Consider the following 12,792-nt stretch of genomic DNA (forward strand, 5'->3'; position numbering starts at 1 on the left):
TCAGGAATTTCCCTCACCCGCGATCCGCCCCGGCGGCGGACGCGGGGGCGGGTGGTTTTGTGCCGCATGGTGTCCGATCTTCAGCGCGCCGGGTCGGCTGTCAGGCCCAAGTAGCGGTCTGCGCGGTGGTTCATGGCTACGATCATGTTGGCGACAATCGCGCCCATGACCGACAGGGCCAGGCGCTGGGGCGTCAACACGAAGCAGGCGGCCGCCAGGATGGCCGCGTCCAAGCCCAGTTGGAGATAGCCGGCGCGGATGCCGAACCGTTCCTGCAGGTACAGCGCCAGGATGTTGATGCCGCCCAGCCCGATGCGGTGGCGGAACAGGATCAGCAGCCCCGTGCCGATTAGCCCGCCGCCGGCCAATGCGGCATAGACCGGGTTCAGCACGGCGAAATCCACCCAGCCCGGCGTCAGCCGCGTTTCCACCGTCACCAGGCAGACGGCGGCGAAGGTGCGCGCCGTGAAGCGCCAGCCCATGCGCCGCCAGGCCAGGATGTAGAAGGGCAGGTTCAGCACGAAGAAGAACAGCCAGAATCCCTGGTCGGTCACGTAATGCAACAGCAGGGCCAAGCCGGCGATGCTGCCCACCAGCAGCGTCGCCTTGGCATATAGCACCGTGCCCAGCGAGACGAGCAGTGTGCCGATACCCAGCGCCGCCAGGTCCTCATAAGATTTGTGGTGGTGTTGATTGATCGGATTCATCATTTATCAACCGACGAACACTGTGTATTTCATAAATTATATTGAAATGACCTGGGGGATGCTCTTCAATAATTACACGGCAGGTCATTTGGCTGGGAGGGATCGCCAGGGGCGCGGGTTGCCGCCATAGGTCATCGCTCCCCTGGCCAATATCGTCCGCCGGACGTAGCCGGCCGCACCTAGTCGGACCGCATAGGGACCGGGGGATGTTACGGGCTTTCGGCGTAGGGGCCTTGAACCATTGCCCCGTTGCCGATCTTTCCGGCGTTTGAAAGGCTTGGGATACGCATCACAGCAGGAGGAAAGCCATGAGCACGAACCAGAGCGCCGCGTACGCCCGCATCCTGCAGGAGCGCATCGCCGACCTGGATCCCCTGATCGAACGGTGGAGCAGTGACAGCCTGATCCTGACCGACACCGCCGGTGACGAGGCCGAGGAATATCTGGAACGGCTGAAGGTGGTGCGCGCCGAGATGGCCGGTCGCCTGGGCCGCCCGGACCTGGAGGTGCCCACCCCGGGCATCACCAACAGCATGCTGGCGCGCTGACCGCCATCACCGTGTCGTCTGGCACGAGGAAACGGCCCGGACGCCTTCGCCCGGGCCGTTTGCCTACCTACAGGCCCGCCTCCGGCAGCGCCCCGCCGGCCGGGCGGCGCAAGACTGTCAGGCGGCAGTACAGCCAGCCCAAGGCCAGCAGGGCCACGAAGACCCCAAACAGCAGCAGGTTGTAATAGACCATGGCCGCCAGGCACAGGCAGGCCAGGCCCAGCGCCACGGCCGGCGCCAGGGGATATCCCGGTGCCCGGAAGGGCCGCTGCATGTCCGCCTCGGTGCGGCGCAGGCGAAACAGGCTGGCCATGCTGATGATGTACATGACGATGGCGCCGAATACCGACAGGGTGACGATGTTGGCCGTCAGCGGCTGGCCGCCGAAGGCCAGCACCTCATCGGAAAAGATGGCGGCGATGCCCACCACGGCGCCCGCCAGAATGGCCCAGTGCGGCGTGCGCCGCGTGGGGTGCAGGCGGCTCAAACCCGCCGGCAGGAAGCCCGCCCGGGCCAGCGCGAAGATCTGGCGGGAATAGCCCATGATGATGCCGTGGAAGCTGGCCACCAGACCGAACAGGCCGATCCATACCAGCATGTGCAACCAGCCGCTGTCCGCCCCCACCACCGCCTTCATGGCCTGGGGCAGGGGGTCGTTGATGTTGGCCAGGTCGCGCCAGTCGCCCACCCCGCCCGCCAGCACCATGGTACCGAAGGCCAGGGCCACCAGGGTCAGGATGCCGGCGATATAGGCGCGGGGGATGGTACGGGCGGGGTCTTTGGCCTCCTCCGCCGCCATGGCCGCGCCCTCGATGGCCAGGAAGAACCAGATGGCGAAAGGGATGGCGGCGAAGATGCCACCCAGGGCCGTGGCCGACAGGGGACCGGTCTCACCCGACCAGCCGTGGGCGGCGAAGTTGCCCCAGGTGAAGCCCGGCGACACCACGCCCATGAACACCAGCAGTTCGGCGATGGCCAGCAGGGTGACGCACAACTCGAACGTGGCGGCGATGGTGACGCCGGCGATGTTCAGCGCGGCGAAGACGCCATATGCGCCCACGGCCGCCAGCTTGGGGCTGAGGTCGGGGAACTGGACATTGAGGTAGGCGCCGATGGCGAGTGCGATGGCAGGCGGGGCGAAGACGAACTCGATCAGCGTGGCGTAGCCGGCGATGAAGCCGCCCAGCGGGCCGAAGGCGCGGTGGCTGTAGGCGAAGGGACCGCCAGCATGCGGGATGGCGGTGGTCAGCTCGGTGAAGCTGAAGATGAAGGTGGTGTACAGCACCGCCACCAGGATGGTGGTGACCAGGAAGCCCAGCGTGCCAGCTTGGGCCCAGCCATAGCTCCATCCGAAATACTCGCCGGAGATCACCAGCCCGACGGCGATGCCCCAGAGATGCCACCCGCCCAGGCTCTTGCTCAGCCCGGCCCCGTTCCCAGCCCCGTCCCCAGCCCCGTCCCCAGCCCCGTCCACTGCCATGCCCCGCGCCCCCATGTCGTTTTCCGGACCAGTATGCCCAGGAAACAGCGGTATGGGGGAGGGGATTTGCCCTTGTTTTAGGCGAAGGCGGGAATGCCCAATGATTGGGCGTCGGTGGTGCCCGCCGTCAGTTGCGCCAGCTGCCGCCGCAGGGCGGCGTTCTCCTCCTGCAGCCGCGTCAGGCGGCGGCGCAGGTCGGCGTCACCGGGCGCGCCGGCCTGGTCGCGGCGCCAGCGATAATAGGTCATGCGGCTGACGCCCAGGATGCGCGCCACGTCCACCACCTTCACGCCTTGTTCCAGCAGGCCATCGGCCTTGGCCAGGCACTGCGCGATCTCCTCGGCGGAATGATTCCGTTTCATTGCCCCTCTCCCGCTCTTGGCCCTGCTCGTCCTCTCAAGCGTTACCGTTCCGTGCCGGCGCTCCACACCCGCCGCACGGTCAGGGCCTGCGACAGCTCCACGAAGTCCGCCCGCGCGCCCGGCTTGATGCGGCCCAGTTCGTCCAGCCCCAGGAAGGTGGCCGGCACGCGCGCCGCCATGGCCAGCGCCGTCTCCGGCGCGACACCCATCAGGCGCACGGCCCCGCGCACGGCCGCCGCCATGTCGATATCGGCCCCGGCCAGCACGCCCTCCGCCGTCACCAGGCGGCCGTCGCGGCGGTAGATGGTGTGGCCGTAGAGTTCGAAGCTGTCGACATCGGTGCCGGTGGGCGACATGGCGTCGGTCACCAGGAACAGCCGGTCGGGTCCCTTGGCAGCCAGGGCCAGGCACAGCACGGCGCCATGGACATGCACGCCGTCGGCGATGACGCCGCACCAGCCGCGCGGGCTGGACAGCGCCGCGCCAGCGATGCCCGGCTCCCGGTTCATCAGGGGCGGCATGGCGTTGAACAGGTGGGTGAACCCGGTCAGGCCATGGTCCAGGGCGCTGTCGGTGCGGGCGTAGGTGGCGGCGGAGTGGCCGCCGGCCAGGATGAGGCCGGCTTCCGCCAGCTGTGCCAGGGTCCCGTCGCTGACCACCTCTGGGGCCAGGGTCAGCAGCACGCGGCCCTGGGGGAAGCGCGTCGGCAGGCTCAGCAGGAAATCGATGTCCTCGTCGGTGGGCGCGCGGACATAGGCGGCCTCGTGCACGCCCCGGCGCTCCATGTTCAGGAAGGGGCCTTCCAGGTGGATGCCGACCACACCGCCACCGGGAACCTGGGCGGCCTCGGCGGCCGCATCCACCGCCAGACGCCACTTGCCGGCGGCATCCGTGATGAAGGTGGGCAGCAGCGATGTGGTGCCGAAGCGGCGGTGGGCGCTGGCGATGGCCAGGGCGGCCTCGACCGTCGGCGTCTCATTGAACAGCACGCCGCCGCCACCGTTCACCTGGGTGTCGACGAAGCCCGGCGCCAGCAGGCTGTCGGGCTCCAGCGCCACCTCTTCCACGGACGCCGGTGGCTGGGGCAGCAGGTCCAGCACGCGGCCGTCCTCCACCAGGACGCCGATGCCCTCCAGTGTCTGGTCGCCGGTGAAAACCGGGCACCCGTGGAAGAAAGTCCGCATCACACCGTCTCCGTCACCTTGCGCAGGTTGGGCGGCACGTCCGGGTCCAGGCCCCGGGCGCGCGCCACCTTGTGGATGGCCATGTAGAAGCTGGCGACCGCCGCCAGGGGGCCGACCTCGGCCGGCAGGCCCGGCACCACGGGCAGCGCCTCGACACCGTCGATGCCGGTCTCGGTGGCCAGGATGGGGGCGCCCAGGCCGGCCGCCTTGGCCAGGGTGCCGCGCGTCACCTCCGCCGTCACGTCGTCCTGGGTCAGCGCCAGGATGGGGAAGCCGGGCCCCACCAGGGCGAAGGGGCCGTGCACCACCTCGGCGGCGCTGAAGGCCTCGGCATGCAGGCGCGAGGTCTCCTTGCACTTCAGGGCGATCTCGGCCGCCGCACCGCTGCCGACGCCCCGGCCCAGAACGTAGAGGCCGGTGGCCAGCTCTAGCCGGCGCAAGGCCGGATACCAGTCCAGGGCCACGGCGGCGTCCAGCCAGCCGGGGACCTTGGCCACGGTATCCATCAGGCCGGCATCCTCCCGCCAATGGGCCACCAGCTGCAGGAAGGCGACGCAGGCGGTCAGGTAGGATTTGGTGGCGGCGACACTCTTCTCCGGCCCGGCGCACAGCGGGATGAAGACGTCGGCCAGCTCGGCCAGGGGGGAGGTCTCGTCATTTACGAAACCCACCACCAGGGCGCCACCGGCCTTGGCCGCCTCCGCCAGGCGCAGCAGGTCGGGGCTGCGGCCGGACTGGGACACCGCCACGAACAGCGCGCCCTCCATCTGCAGCGGCGCGTTGTAGAGCGAGATGACGGACGGCCCGACCGAGGCGACCGGCACGCCCACCCGCGTTTCGATCAGGTACTTGCCGTAGGCGGCGGCGTGGTCGCTGCTGCCCCGGGCGCAGGTGATGACCACCTTGGGCTTCAGCGCGCGCAGGCGGGCGCCCAGGTCGCGGAACAGGGGGCTGGCACGGTCGATCTGGCGGGCGCTGGCGGCACCGGACTCGGCGGCCTCGATGGCCATCAATGGGGCCATTGGGTGTTTAGGGGGCTTGGCGGCGGCGGTCATGATGGTTCCTGTGTGGCGATATCGGGGTGTGTCGTCATGCGGCGCGCTCCGCCGGGTGTCGGGCGGCGATACGGGCCAGGTGCAGGCCGCCATCCAGGGCGTCGCCCCGCGCCGGCACCAGCAGGCGCCGGGCCCAGGGGGCCATCCACGGCTCGATCACCGGCGCCAGGCCGCCCATCAGGCAGACCTTGGGGGCGCCCAGGTCTATCAGGCGGCGGACATGGGCGGTCAGCTGGCCGGCGGCGGCCTCCACCAGCTGGGTGGCTACGGGATCGCCGGCAGCGGCGAAATCCAGGGTCAAGGGCGCCAGGGTGCCATAGTCGGCGGGCTTGGCCGTGCCGGCCCAGGCGACCACGGCGGCGGGATCACCCCCCAGCCGGGTCAGCACATGCAGGGTGAAGGGCGTGTGGGGGCCCAGGCCGTCATGGCCGCGCAGGGCGGCGCGCGCCGCCTCCCGCCCCAGATGGGCGCCGCTGCCCTCATCCGACACCTCAAAGCCCCAGCCGCCCACCGGCCGGCCGACGCCGTCCACCAGGGCGTAGCCGATGCTGCCGGTGCCGGCGATCAGGATGGCGCCGTCCGCTCCGTCGAAGGCGCCCAGGCAGGCGGTGTGGGCATCGTTGCGGGCGGTCACGCCGGCGCAGCGGACGGGCGCGCCAGCCTCGACCGCGCGTTCATCCTCCACCCGGCAGATGCCGGCCAGGCCCAGGCCGACATGGGTGCGGGACAGGGCGTCACGGTCCAGGCCGGCCTGGGCCAGCGCCTGGTCGCACGCGGCCAGGATGGCGGCCCAGCTGACGCCCAGGCCCAGCCGGATGTTGGCGGGGCCGCCCCGGCCCTCGCCCAGCCGGTCGCCGGCGGCGTTGGTCAGACGCGCGCGGCAACCCGTGCCGCCGCCATCCACGCCCATGTAGAGAAAGTCGCCCATGCCCAGACCCGTTCGTTTGCTGATGGTATGATACCAGATGTGGACCAGATCAGAAGATCGAGCTTTCGACATCCGCATTCAGCTGCCTGATCTCATCCGCAAAATAACGCTGAAACCGTCAAAAATGGCGTTCTGAAACCATAAAAAACAATGCACTAACGCAGACCGTCCCGATGGCCATTTGTCGAGCCGCGAGACTCGGCTTTATAAGGCCAGGAAAAGACCACATCAGGACGTCGCCGCCGAAAGAGCGGCGCGCAGCCGGCCGCCGGATTGCGTAAGGGCGGCTGCGGCGCCCTCCGGCGTATGCCCGGCCAGCAGCAGGGCGGCGGTCTTGATGTCGCCGGCGGCACGGTCCAGGGCGGCCAGGGCCGCGTCTTCCGCCGCGCCGGTGATGCGCACCAGCATGTCCGCCGCGCGCTGGCGCAACTTCACATTGTCGATGCGGACATTGACCATCAGATTGTCGTAGGTGGCGCCCAGCCGCACCATCAGCGTGGTGCTGAACAGGTTCAGGATGGCCTTCTGCGCCGTGGCGGCACCCAGGCGGGTGGAACCCGCCACCACCTCATCCCCCGTCACCACGGCCACGCGGTGGCGGGCGGGATCGAACAGCGGGGCGGTGGTGGTGCAGGCGACGGCGATGGTCAGGGCGCCGCGCCGGGCCGCCTCGGCCAGGGCCTCGACCACGAAGGCGCTGCGCCCGCCAGCCGACACGGCGATGACCACGTCGCGGGGGCCGCAGCCGGTTGCGGCCAAGCGCCGGGCGCCCTCATCCGGATCATCCTCCACCGTGCCGTCGAAGCCGACGGTCAGGTCTGAGATGCCGGCCAGCACCAGACGCAGGCGATCGCGCGGCCAACCGAAGGTGGGACCCAACTCCAGCCCATCCAGGGCCGCCAGCACGGCGGAGGTGCCGGCCCCGACATAGATCAGCGTGCCCCCGCCCTCCAGCCGGGCCAGGGCCTCCTCCACCGCTGCTGCCAGGGTGGGCAGGGCGGACAGGCAGGCGGCCACGGCCCGGCTCTGCCCGGTCCATAGCGCCTCCAGCACGTCCTGGGTGCTCCAGGTGTCCAGGCCCTTGAAACGCTGGCCCACGCCTTCCGTCGCGGCATTCATGCGGCAACCCTTTCATCCACGGTCCGGGCCTTGTGCCCCGGTCCCACATAAACCAAGTCTCCCGGCCCTTCGCTCAGGCGCCGCACGGCGTCGGCGCGGCTGATCAGCGACCCTCCTGCGTCGAATGGCCGGCCGGCATCGGGCACGGCCGATAGCAGCAGCCGGGTGTAAGGATGCCGGGGTCCATCGATCACCGCGGCGGTGGGGCCGGATTCCACGACACGGCCCCGGAACAGCACCGCCGTCTCCTCCGCCACATAGCGGGCGGTGGCGATGTCGTGGGTGATGTACAGCAGGGCGATGCCCCGTTCGGCCTTCAGGCGCTGCAAGGTGTCCAGCACGCTGAGGCGGATCGAGACGTCCAGCATGCTGGTGGGCTCATCGGCGATGATGACGGCCGGGTTCACCGCCAGGGCACGGGCCAGGCTCACCCGCTGGCGTTGCCCGCCGGACAGCTCATGCGGGAAGCGATGCAGCAGGGAGCCCGCGTCCAGTTCCACCTGGGTCAGCAGGGCGCGCACCTCGGCGTCCCGGCCGGCACGGTCCAGGTCCGGCCGGTGCAGGGCCAGGGGCCGGGCCAGATGATAGGCTACGGTGTGAGCGGGGTTCAGGGCGGCGAAGGGGTCCTGGAACACCATCTGCACGATGCGGCGGTATTCCAGCAGTTCCCGACGGCCGGACAGGCCGGTGACGTCGCGGCCCTGGAACAGGATGCGGCCGGACGTGGGCCGCAGCATGTGGGTCAGCAGCTTGGCGCAGGTGCTCTTGCCCGATCCGGACTCGCCCACCAGGGCCAGCGCGCGGCCGGGCTGCAGAGTCAGATCCACGCCATCCAGGGCTTTGTTCCCGTTGGCGAAAACCATGGAAAGCTTTTCGGTCTCAAGGACGGGCGCTGTCATGGCATCACCAGGTCGGGCTGGGCGCGGACGGGTTCGGACGAGTGCAGCGGCGGAATGCTGTCCCACAGGCGGCGGGTATAGGGATGGTTCGCACCCCCTTTCCCTTCTCCGGTCGCGATGGCGGCGGGCGTGGTCAGTTCCACCAGCCGACCCTGCAGCATCACGCCCACCCGGTCGCAGAACTGGCTCATCAGCGCCAGGTCATGGGTGATGAACAGGACGGAGAAGCCCAGGCGGCGGCGCAGGTCGGCCACCTGTTCCAGGACCTCCCGCTGCACCACCACGTCCAGGGCGGTCGTCGGCTCATCCATGATGACCAGCTTGGGCTTCAGGGCCAGGGCCAGGGCGATCACCAGGCGCTGGCGCATGCCGCCGGAGAATTGGTGGGGATAATCGCGCAGCCGGTCGGGGGAGATACCCACCAGGCCCAACAGGCCGGCGCTGCGTTCCGCCACCTCGGCCTTGTTGGTGATGCCGTGGGCGCGGAACATGTCGCGAAACTGGTCGGACACGCGCAGCACGGGGTTCAGCGCGTTCATGGCGCTCTGCAGCACCACGCTGACCTCGCGCCAGCGCCATTGGCGCAGGTCTTTGGGCCCGAGGGCCAGCACGTCGGTGCCGGCCAGGGTGACGCTGCCGCCGGTGACGTGGGCCGGCGGACGGTGCAGGCGGGCGATGGCGAAGGCCAGCGTGCTCTTGCCCGATCCGGACTCGCCGGCCAGGCCCATGACCTCGCCAGCGTCCAGGTCGAAGGACACGCCGTCCACGGCACGGGTGGCGCCTTGCGGTGTCGCGTAATCGACCGTCAAGCCGCGAACCTGAAGCAGGGGCGCGATCATGCCGGTGCCCTCAGCTTCAGGCGCAGGGTGCGCAGGCGGGGGTTGGCGACCTCATCCATGGCGAAGTTGATCAGCGACAGGCCGCTGCCGAACAGCACCAGGGCCAGGCAGGGGCAGGCGACTTCCCACCACGCACCCACCTGCAGGGCCGACGTGGTCTGGGCGTTGTACAGCAGGGTGCCCCACGAGACTTTCAGCGCGTCCCCCAACCCCAGGAACTCCAGGGTCGCCTCCGTCACCACGGCGTAGAGCACGCTGCCGATGAAGTTGAAGCCGATGATGGAGACCAGGTTGGGCAGCAGCTCGCAGGCCAGAATGCGCCAGGTGGGCTCACCCAGCAGCTCGGCGGCGTGGATGTAGTCGCGGCTGCGCAGGCTCTGGGTTTGGGCGCGGGTGACGCGCGCGCCCCAGCCCCAGGCGGTGCCGGCGATGATCAGGGCGATGGTGGCCGGGCTGGCCGCGCCGATGAAGGCGGCCAGCACCAGCATCAGGGGCAGGTTGGGGATGACCAGCACCACGTTGGTGATCAGGTTCAGGGACTCATCCACCCGGCCGCCCAGGTACCCGGCGGTGACACCCACGGCGGTGCCGATGGCGGTGATCATCAGGCCGGCCGACAGGCCCACCAGCAGCGAGGTGCGGGTGCCATGGATGGTCTGGGCCAGCACGTCGCGGCCCATGCGGGTGGTGCCCATAAGGTGGGCGGCGCTGGGCGCCTCGTGCGGGCGGCCCACGCGCTGGTTGGGGCCGGCGGGCGCCACCAGCGGCCCGAACACCGCCAGCGCCAGGAAGAACGCCACGATGCCGGCGCCGATGCTGGCCTTGCGGTTGGCGAGAAGCGAGGTGAAGAAGGCGCGCATGGCGCTCAGGCCCTCCGCAGGCGGGGATCCAGGGCCAGGCACAGCAGATCCGCCGCGAAGTTCGCCGTCAGCATGGCCAGCGTCATGAGCATGAGCTGGCCCTGGATCAGGGGATAGTCGCGCGCGGTGATGCCCTGGTACAGGGTGTAGCCCAGGCCCGGATAGTTGAAGACGATTTCGGTGATCAGCGCCCCGCCGAAGGTGGCGCCCAGGGTCATGGCGAAACTGGTGACGGTGGGCAGCAGGGCGTTGCGCGCGGCATAGGCGTAGCGCACGCGCCCGTCCGACAGGCCCTTGGCCGTGGCCAGGGTGATGTAGTCCTCGCCCAGCAGGTTGATCATGCTGTTGCGCATGGTAACCACGTAGCCGCCGATCTGCGCCACCACCAGGGTCAGGATGGGCAGGGCCGCGTGCACCAGCACGCTGCCGACGAAGGCCAGGGTGAAGCCGGGGTCCAGCTCCGGCGCCCAGGCGTAGCCGGTGGGCAGCCACTTCAGCCGGATGCTCAGCACGAACAGCGCGACCAGCGAGGTCACCAGCGGCGGCACCGCCTGGATCATCAGGGCGGCCGGCGCGCCGAAGCTGTCGAAGGCCCCGCCCCGGCGCCAGGCGGCGCGGATGCCCAGAGCCGAGCCCAGCAGGAAGGCGATGAGGGAGGAGGTCAGAACCAGCAGCAGGGTCCAGGGCAGGGCCTGCATCAGCACGGCGTTGACCGTCAGCGGGTGGAAGCGCACCGACAGGCCCAGGTCGAAGGTGAAGACGCTGGCCAGATACCGGCCGAACTGCACCGGCCAGGGCCCGTCGACGAAGCCGAAGGTGGCCTTCAGCGCCTCCAGGCTTTCCGGCGGCAGTACGGTGCCCGCCTGGGCGAACATGATGTCGACCGGGTTGCCGGGCATCAGCCTCGGCAGCAGGAAGTTGAAGATCGCGGCCACGACGAAGGCGACGACGTAGAACCCGGCCCGGCGAAGCAGGAAGGACATAGGATATCAGCCTTGGCCTTTAGGTGTCTGAGGGACCGCCCGAAAGCGTCCAGTCATCTGACGAGGGGCGGCGGGATCACCCGCCGCCGGCGGAGGGGATTGGCGGCGCCGCCGCCGCGGCCTGGCCCTTCACCGGTTCCAGCGCCAGCAGGTGCAGCAGGCGTTCGGGTGTGCCGTCGAAGACGTCGGGCCGGGCCACGGGGTTGTCGGCGTTGAACCAGCCCTTGAAGCGGCGGGTGTTGTATTCGTACCAGGTGGGGTTGCTGAACAGCGGGACGTAGGGGCTGTTGGCTGCCACGATCATCTGCACCTTGTCCATGGCGCGGCGCTGCTCCGTCGGGTCGATGGTGGCGACGAAGGCGTCCAGCGCGCTGTCCAGGTCGGGGTCGGTGAAGCGGGTGGGGGCGAAGCGCGTCTTGCCGCTGTAGCGGGAATGAAAGCCGGTGTCGAAGCTGCGGTAGGGCGTCTCCCCCGGGAACAGGCCGTTGATGGCCATGTCGTAGTCGCCGCTGATCAGCTTCTGCGCCCAGGACGCGGGCTCCACGGTGGAGACGCGGACGTTCAGGCCCAGGGCGTTCAGGCTTTCCGCCACCAGCTGGGTGGAATTCACCCAGTCGGTCCAGCCGGTGGGCACCAGGATGTCGAAGGCGATGGGGCTGCCGTCGGCATTGTCGATGTAGCCGTCGCCGTTGACGTCGCGAAAGCCGCTCTCCGCCAGCAGGGCCTGGGCGCCGTTCTTGTCGAAATGGGCGTAGCGGCCGTACTGGCGCTCGGCTTCCGGGTTCACCCAATCCTGATAGGTGCGGCCGATGCCGCTGGCATACTCGTTGACCTCGGGATAGCCGTAGCCGGCGATGTCCACGATGGCGCGCCGGTCCACCGCCATGCTGACGGCACGGCGGAAATTGACATTGCGGAAGGCGGCGCGGTTGCCGCGCGAGGGGCTGTTCAAATTGATGTCGATGGCAACCGTGCCGCCCGGCGGGAACCAGTAGCGGTGGTGCTTGGGATCGGCTGCCACGTAGGTGCGCTCGATATCCGGCAGGAAGGCGCCGAACCAGTCCAGCCGCCCCTCGGCGGCGGCGGTCAGCAGCTGCTCGTTGTTGCGCACCTGGGGGAAGCTCATGCAGTCGACCTTCAGGTCGGCGCCGTCCCAGTAGTTGGGATTGCGGCACTGCACGTAGACCTGGGGGGTGAAGCGCTTCACCTCTGTCATCGGGCCGGTGCCCACCGGCGTGTCGTTGGTGAAGGTCACGGGGTCCGCGACCTTGGACCAGACATGGCGGGGCACCACCGGCACGCGCACGATCTCGAACACGATGCTGGTGTTCACCTTCTTCAGGGTGAAGACCACGGTGTGGGCGTCGACCGCCTCCACCGCCGCGACGCGGTTGCCCATGTCCAGCGTGTCCAGCGCCCGGAACCGGCGCAGCAGGTCGAAGGTGTAGGCGACATCGGCGGCGGTGAAGGGCTGGCCGTCCGACCATTGCACCCCGTCGCGCAGCTTGAAGGTCAGCTTCAGCAGGTCGGGGGAGAAGGCGTAGTCCGTGGCCAGACGGTATTCGGGGCGCCCGCCGTACATGGAATTGAAAACCACCAGCGGCTCATAGATGAACTCGCGCACGCTGGGCAGGCGGCTGGTCTCATTGAACGGATTGAAGTTGCGCACCCAGCCGCTGGACATGGCAGCCAGCACCGTCAGCGTCGCCGGGGCAGCCTGGCCTTCCGGCGCCGCGGTGGGCGCGGTCGCTGTCGGGGCCGCCAGCGCCGTGGCGGCCAGGGTCAGGGCAACACCCGTGATGGAAACGAAACGTCGGATCAAGGCCGT

Annotated in this window: 13 protein-coding genes; 1 reads left to right on the plus strand and 12 read right to left on the minus strand. The window is 69.4% G+C overall.

Features of this window, described 5'->3' with window-relative positions; all coding sequences use genetic code 11:
• Window positions 1-80 precede the first annotated feature (80 nt).
• Entirely contained in the window at window positions 81-710 is a 630-nt protein-coding gene (locus P5F91_RS09820) for a YitT family protein (protein WP_145613604.1), read from the minus strand.
• A 305-nt stretch (window positions 711-1,015) separates the two neighbouring features.
• Here P5F91_RS09820 and P5F91_RS09825 point away from each other — a divergent pair, with 305 nt between their 5' ends.
• The gene (locus tag P5F91_RS09825; RefSeq protein ID WP_040846647.1) at window positions 1,016-1,255 is read left to right on the plus strand and encodes a hypothetical protein; all 240 of its coding nucleotides are present in this window, start codon (window positions 1,016-1,018) and stop codon (window positions 1,253-1,255) included.
• 67 nt (window positions 1,256-1,322) lie between these two features.
• Here P5F91_RS09825 and eat read toward each other — a convergent pair whose 3' ends face one another.
• The 11 genes from eat to P5F91_RS09880 form a co-directional block, all read right to left on the minus strand.
• Window positions 1,323-2,750 carry an ethanolamine permease gene (gene eat, locus P5F91_RS09830; protein ID WP_479684991.1) on the minus strand — a complete coding sequence of 476 codons (1,428 nt, stop codon included), beginning with the start codon at window positions 2,748-2,750 and terminating at the stop codon, window positions 1,323-1,325.
• 62 nt (window positions 2,751-2,812) lie between these two features.
• Entirely contained in the window at window positions 2,813-3,097 is a 285-nt protein-coding gene (locus P5F91_RS09835; protein WP_145613602.1) for a transposase, read from the minus strand.
• A 41-nt stretch (window positions 3,098-3,138) separates the two neighbouring features.
• Window positions 3,139-4,281, minus strand: coding sequence for an N-acetylglucosamine-6-phosphate deacetylase (nagA, locus tag P5F91_RS09840; RefSeq protein ID WP_277907113.1), 1,143 nt, complete (start codon window positions 4,279-4,281; stop codon window positions 3,139-3,141).
• A complete protein-coding gene (locus P5F91_RS09845) occupies window positions 4,281-5,336 on the minus strand; it encodes an SIS domain-containing protein (protein WP_145613600.1) in 1,056 nt (351 codons plus the stop codon). Before P5F91_RS09845 ends, nagA begins: the two co-directional genes overlap by 1 nt.
• A gap of 34 nt (window positions 5,337-5,370) precedes the next feature.
• The gene (locus tag P5F91_RS09850; protein WP_145613599.1) at window positions 5,371-6,264 is read right to left on the minus strand and encodes a glucosamine kinase nucleotide-binding domain-containing protein; all 894 of its coding nucleotides are present in this window, start codon (window positions 6,262-6,264) and stop codon (window positions 5,371-5,373) included.
• A 228-nt stretch (window positions 6,265-6,492) separates the two neighbouring features.
• A complete protein-coding gene (locus tag P5F91_RS09855) occupies window positions 6,493-7,383 on the minus strand; it encodes an N-acetylmuramic acid 6-phosphate etherase (protein WP_145613598.1) in 891 nt (296 codons plus the stop codon).
• The gene (locus tag P5F91_RS09860; protein WP_211107227.1) at window positions 7,380-8,246 is read right to left on the minus strand and encodes an ABC transporter ATP-binding protein; all 867 of its coding nucleotides are present in this window, start codon (window positions 8,244-8,246) and stop codon (window positions 7,380-7,382) included. The genes P5F91_RS09855 and P5F91_RS09860 overlap by 4 nt, the downstream gene beginning before the upstream one ends.
• Window positions 8,247-8,278: 32 nt before the next feature.
• Window positions 8,279-9,121 carry an ABC transporter ATP-binding protein gene (locus P5F91_RS09865; protein WP_145613596.1) on the minus strand — a complete coding sequence of 281 codons (843 nt, stop codon included), beginning with the start codon at window positions 9,119-9,121 and terminating at the stop codon, window positions 8,279-8,281.
• Window positions 9,118-9,981: an ABC transporter permease gene (locus P5F91_RS09870; protein WP_145613595.1), complete on the minus strand. Its 864-nt coding sequence runs from the start codon at window positions 9,979-9,981 to the stop codon at window positions 9,118-9,120. Before P5F91_RS09870 ends, P5F91_RS09865 begins: the two co-directional genes overlap by 4 nt.
• Window positions 9,982-9,986: 5 nt before the next feature.
• Window positions 9,987-10,964, minus strand: coding sequence for an ABC transporter permease (locus P5F91_RS09875; RefSeq protein ID WP_145613594.1), 978 nt, complete (start codon window positions 10,962-10,964; stop codon window positions 9,987-9,989).
• Between the two features lie 76 nt (window positions 10,965-11,040).
• Window positions 11,041-12,786 (minus strand): ABC transporter substrate-binding protein, encoded by a 1,746-nt coding sequence (locus P5F91_RS09880; protein WP_277907114.1) that lies wholly within the window; start codon window positions 12,784-12,786, stop codon window positions 11,041-11,043.
• Between the last annotated feature and the right edge of the window lie 6 nt (window positions 12,787-12,792).

Source organism: Nitrospirillum amazonense, assembly GCF_029594735.1.
GTDB lineage: Bacteria > Pseudomonadota > Alphaproteobacteria > Azospirillales > Azospirillaceae > Nitrospirillum > Nitrospirillum amazonense.

Bases quoted from the DNA above. Each gene is read 5' to 3' on its own strand.
- P5F91_RS09835 (WP_145613602.1), bottom strand. From the start codon at position 3,097: ATGAAACGGAATCATTCCGCCGAGGAGATCGCGCAGTGCCTGGCCAAG.
- P5F91_RS09860 (WP_211107227.1), bottom strand. From the start codon at position 8,246: ATGGTTTTCGCCAACGGGAACAAAGCCCTGGATGGCGTGGATCTGACT.
- P5F91_RS09865 (WP_145613596.1), bottom strand. From the start codon at position 9,121: ATGATCGCGCCCCTGCTTCAGGTTCGCGGCTTGACGGTCGATTACGCG.
- eat (WP_479684991.1), bottom strand. From the start codon at position 2,750: ATGGGGGCGCGGGGCATGGCAGTGGACGGGGCTGGGGACGGGGCTGGG.
- P5F91_RS09845 (WP_145613600.1), bottom strand. From the start codon at position 5,336: ATGACCGCCGCCGCCAAGCCCCCTAAACACCCAATGGCCCCATTGATG.
- P5F91_RS09870 (WP_145613595.1), bottom strand. From the start codon at position 9,981: ATGCGCGCCTTCTTCACCTCGCTTCTCGCCAACCGCAAGGCCAGCATC.
- P5F91_RS09855 (WP_145613598.1), bottom strand. From the start codon at position 7,383: ATGAATGCCGCGACGGAAGGCGTGGGCCAGCGTTTCAAGGGCCTGGAC.
- P5F91_RS09850 (WP_145613599.1), bottom strand. From the start codon at position 6,264: ATGGGCGACTTTCTCTACATGGGCGTGGATGGCGGCGGCACGGGTTGC.
- P5F91_RS09875 (WP_145613594.1), bottom strand. From the start codon at position 10,964: ATGTCCTTCCTGCTTCGCCGGGCCGGGTTCTACGTCGTCGCCTTCGTC.
- P5F91_RS09820 (WP_145613604.1), bottom strand. From the start codon at position 710: ATGATGAATCCGATCAATCAACACCACCACAAATCTTATGAGGACCTG.
- P5F91_RS09825 (WP_040846647.1), top strand. From the start codon at position 1,016: ATGAGCACGAACCAGAGCGCCGCGTACGCCCGCATCCTGCAGGAGCGC.
- nagA (WP_277907113.1), bottom strand. From the start codon at position 4,281: ATGCGGACTTTCTTCCACGGGTGCCCGGTTTTCACCGGCGACCAGACA.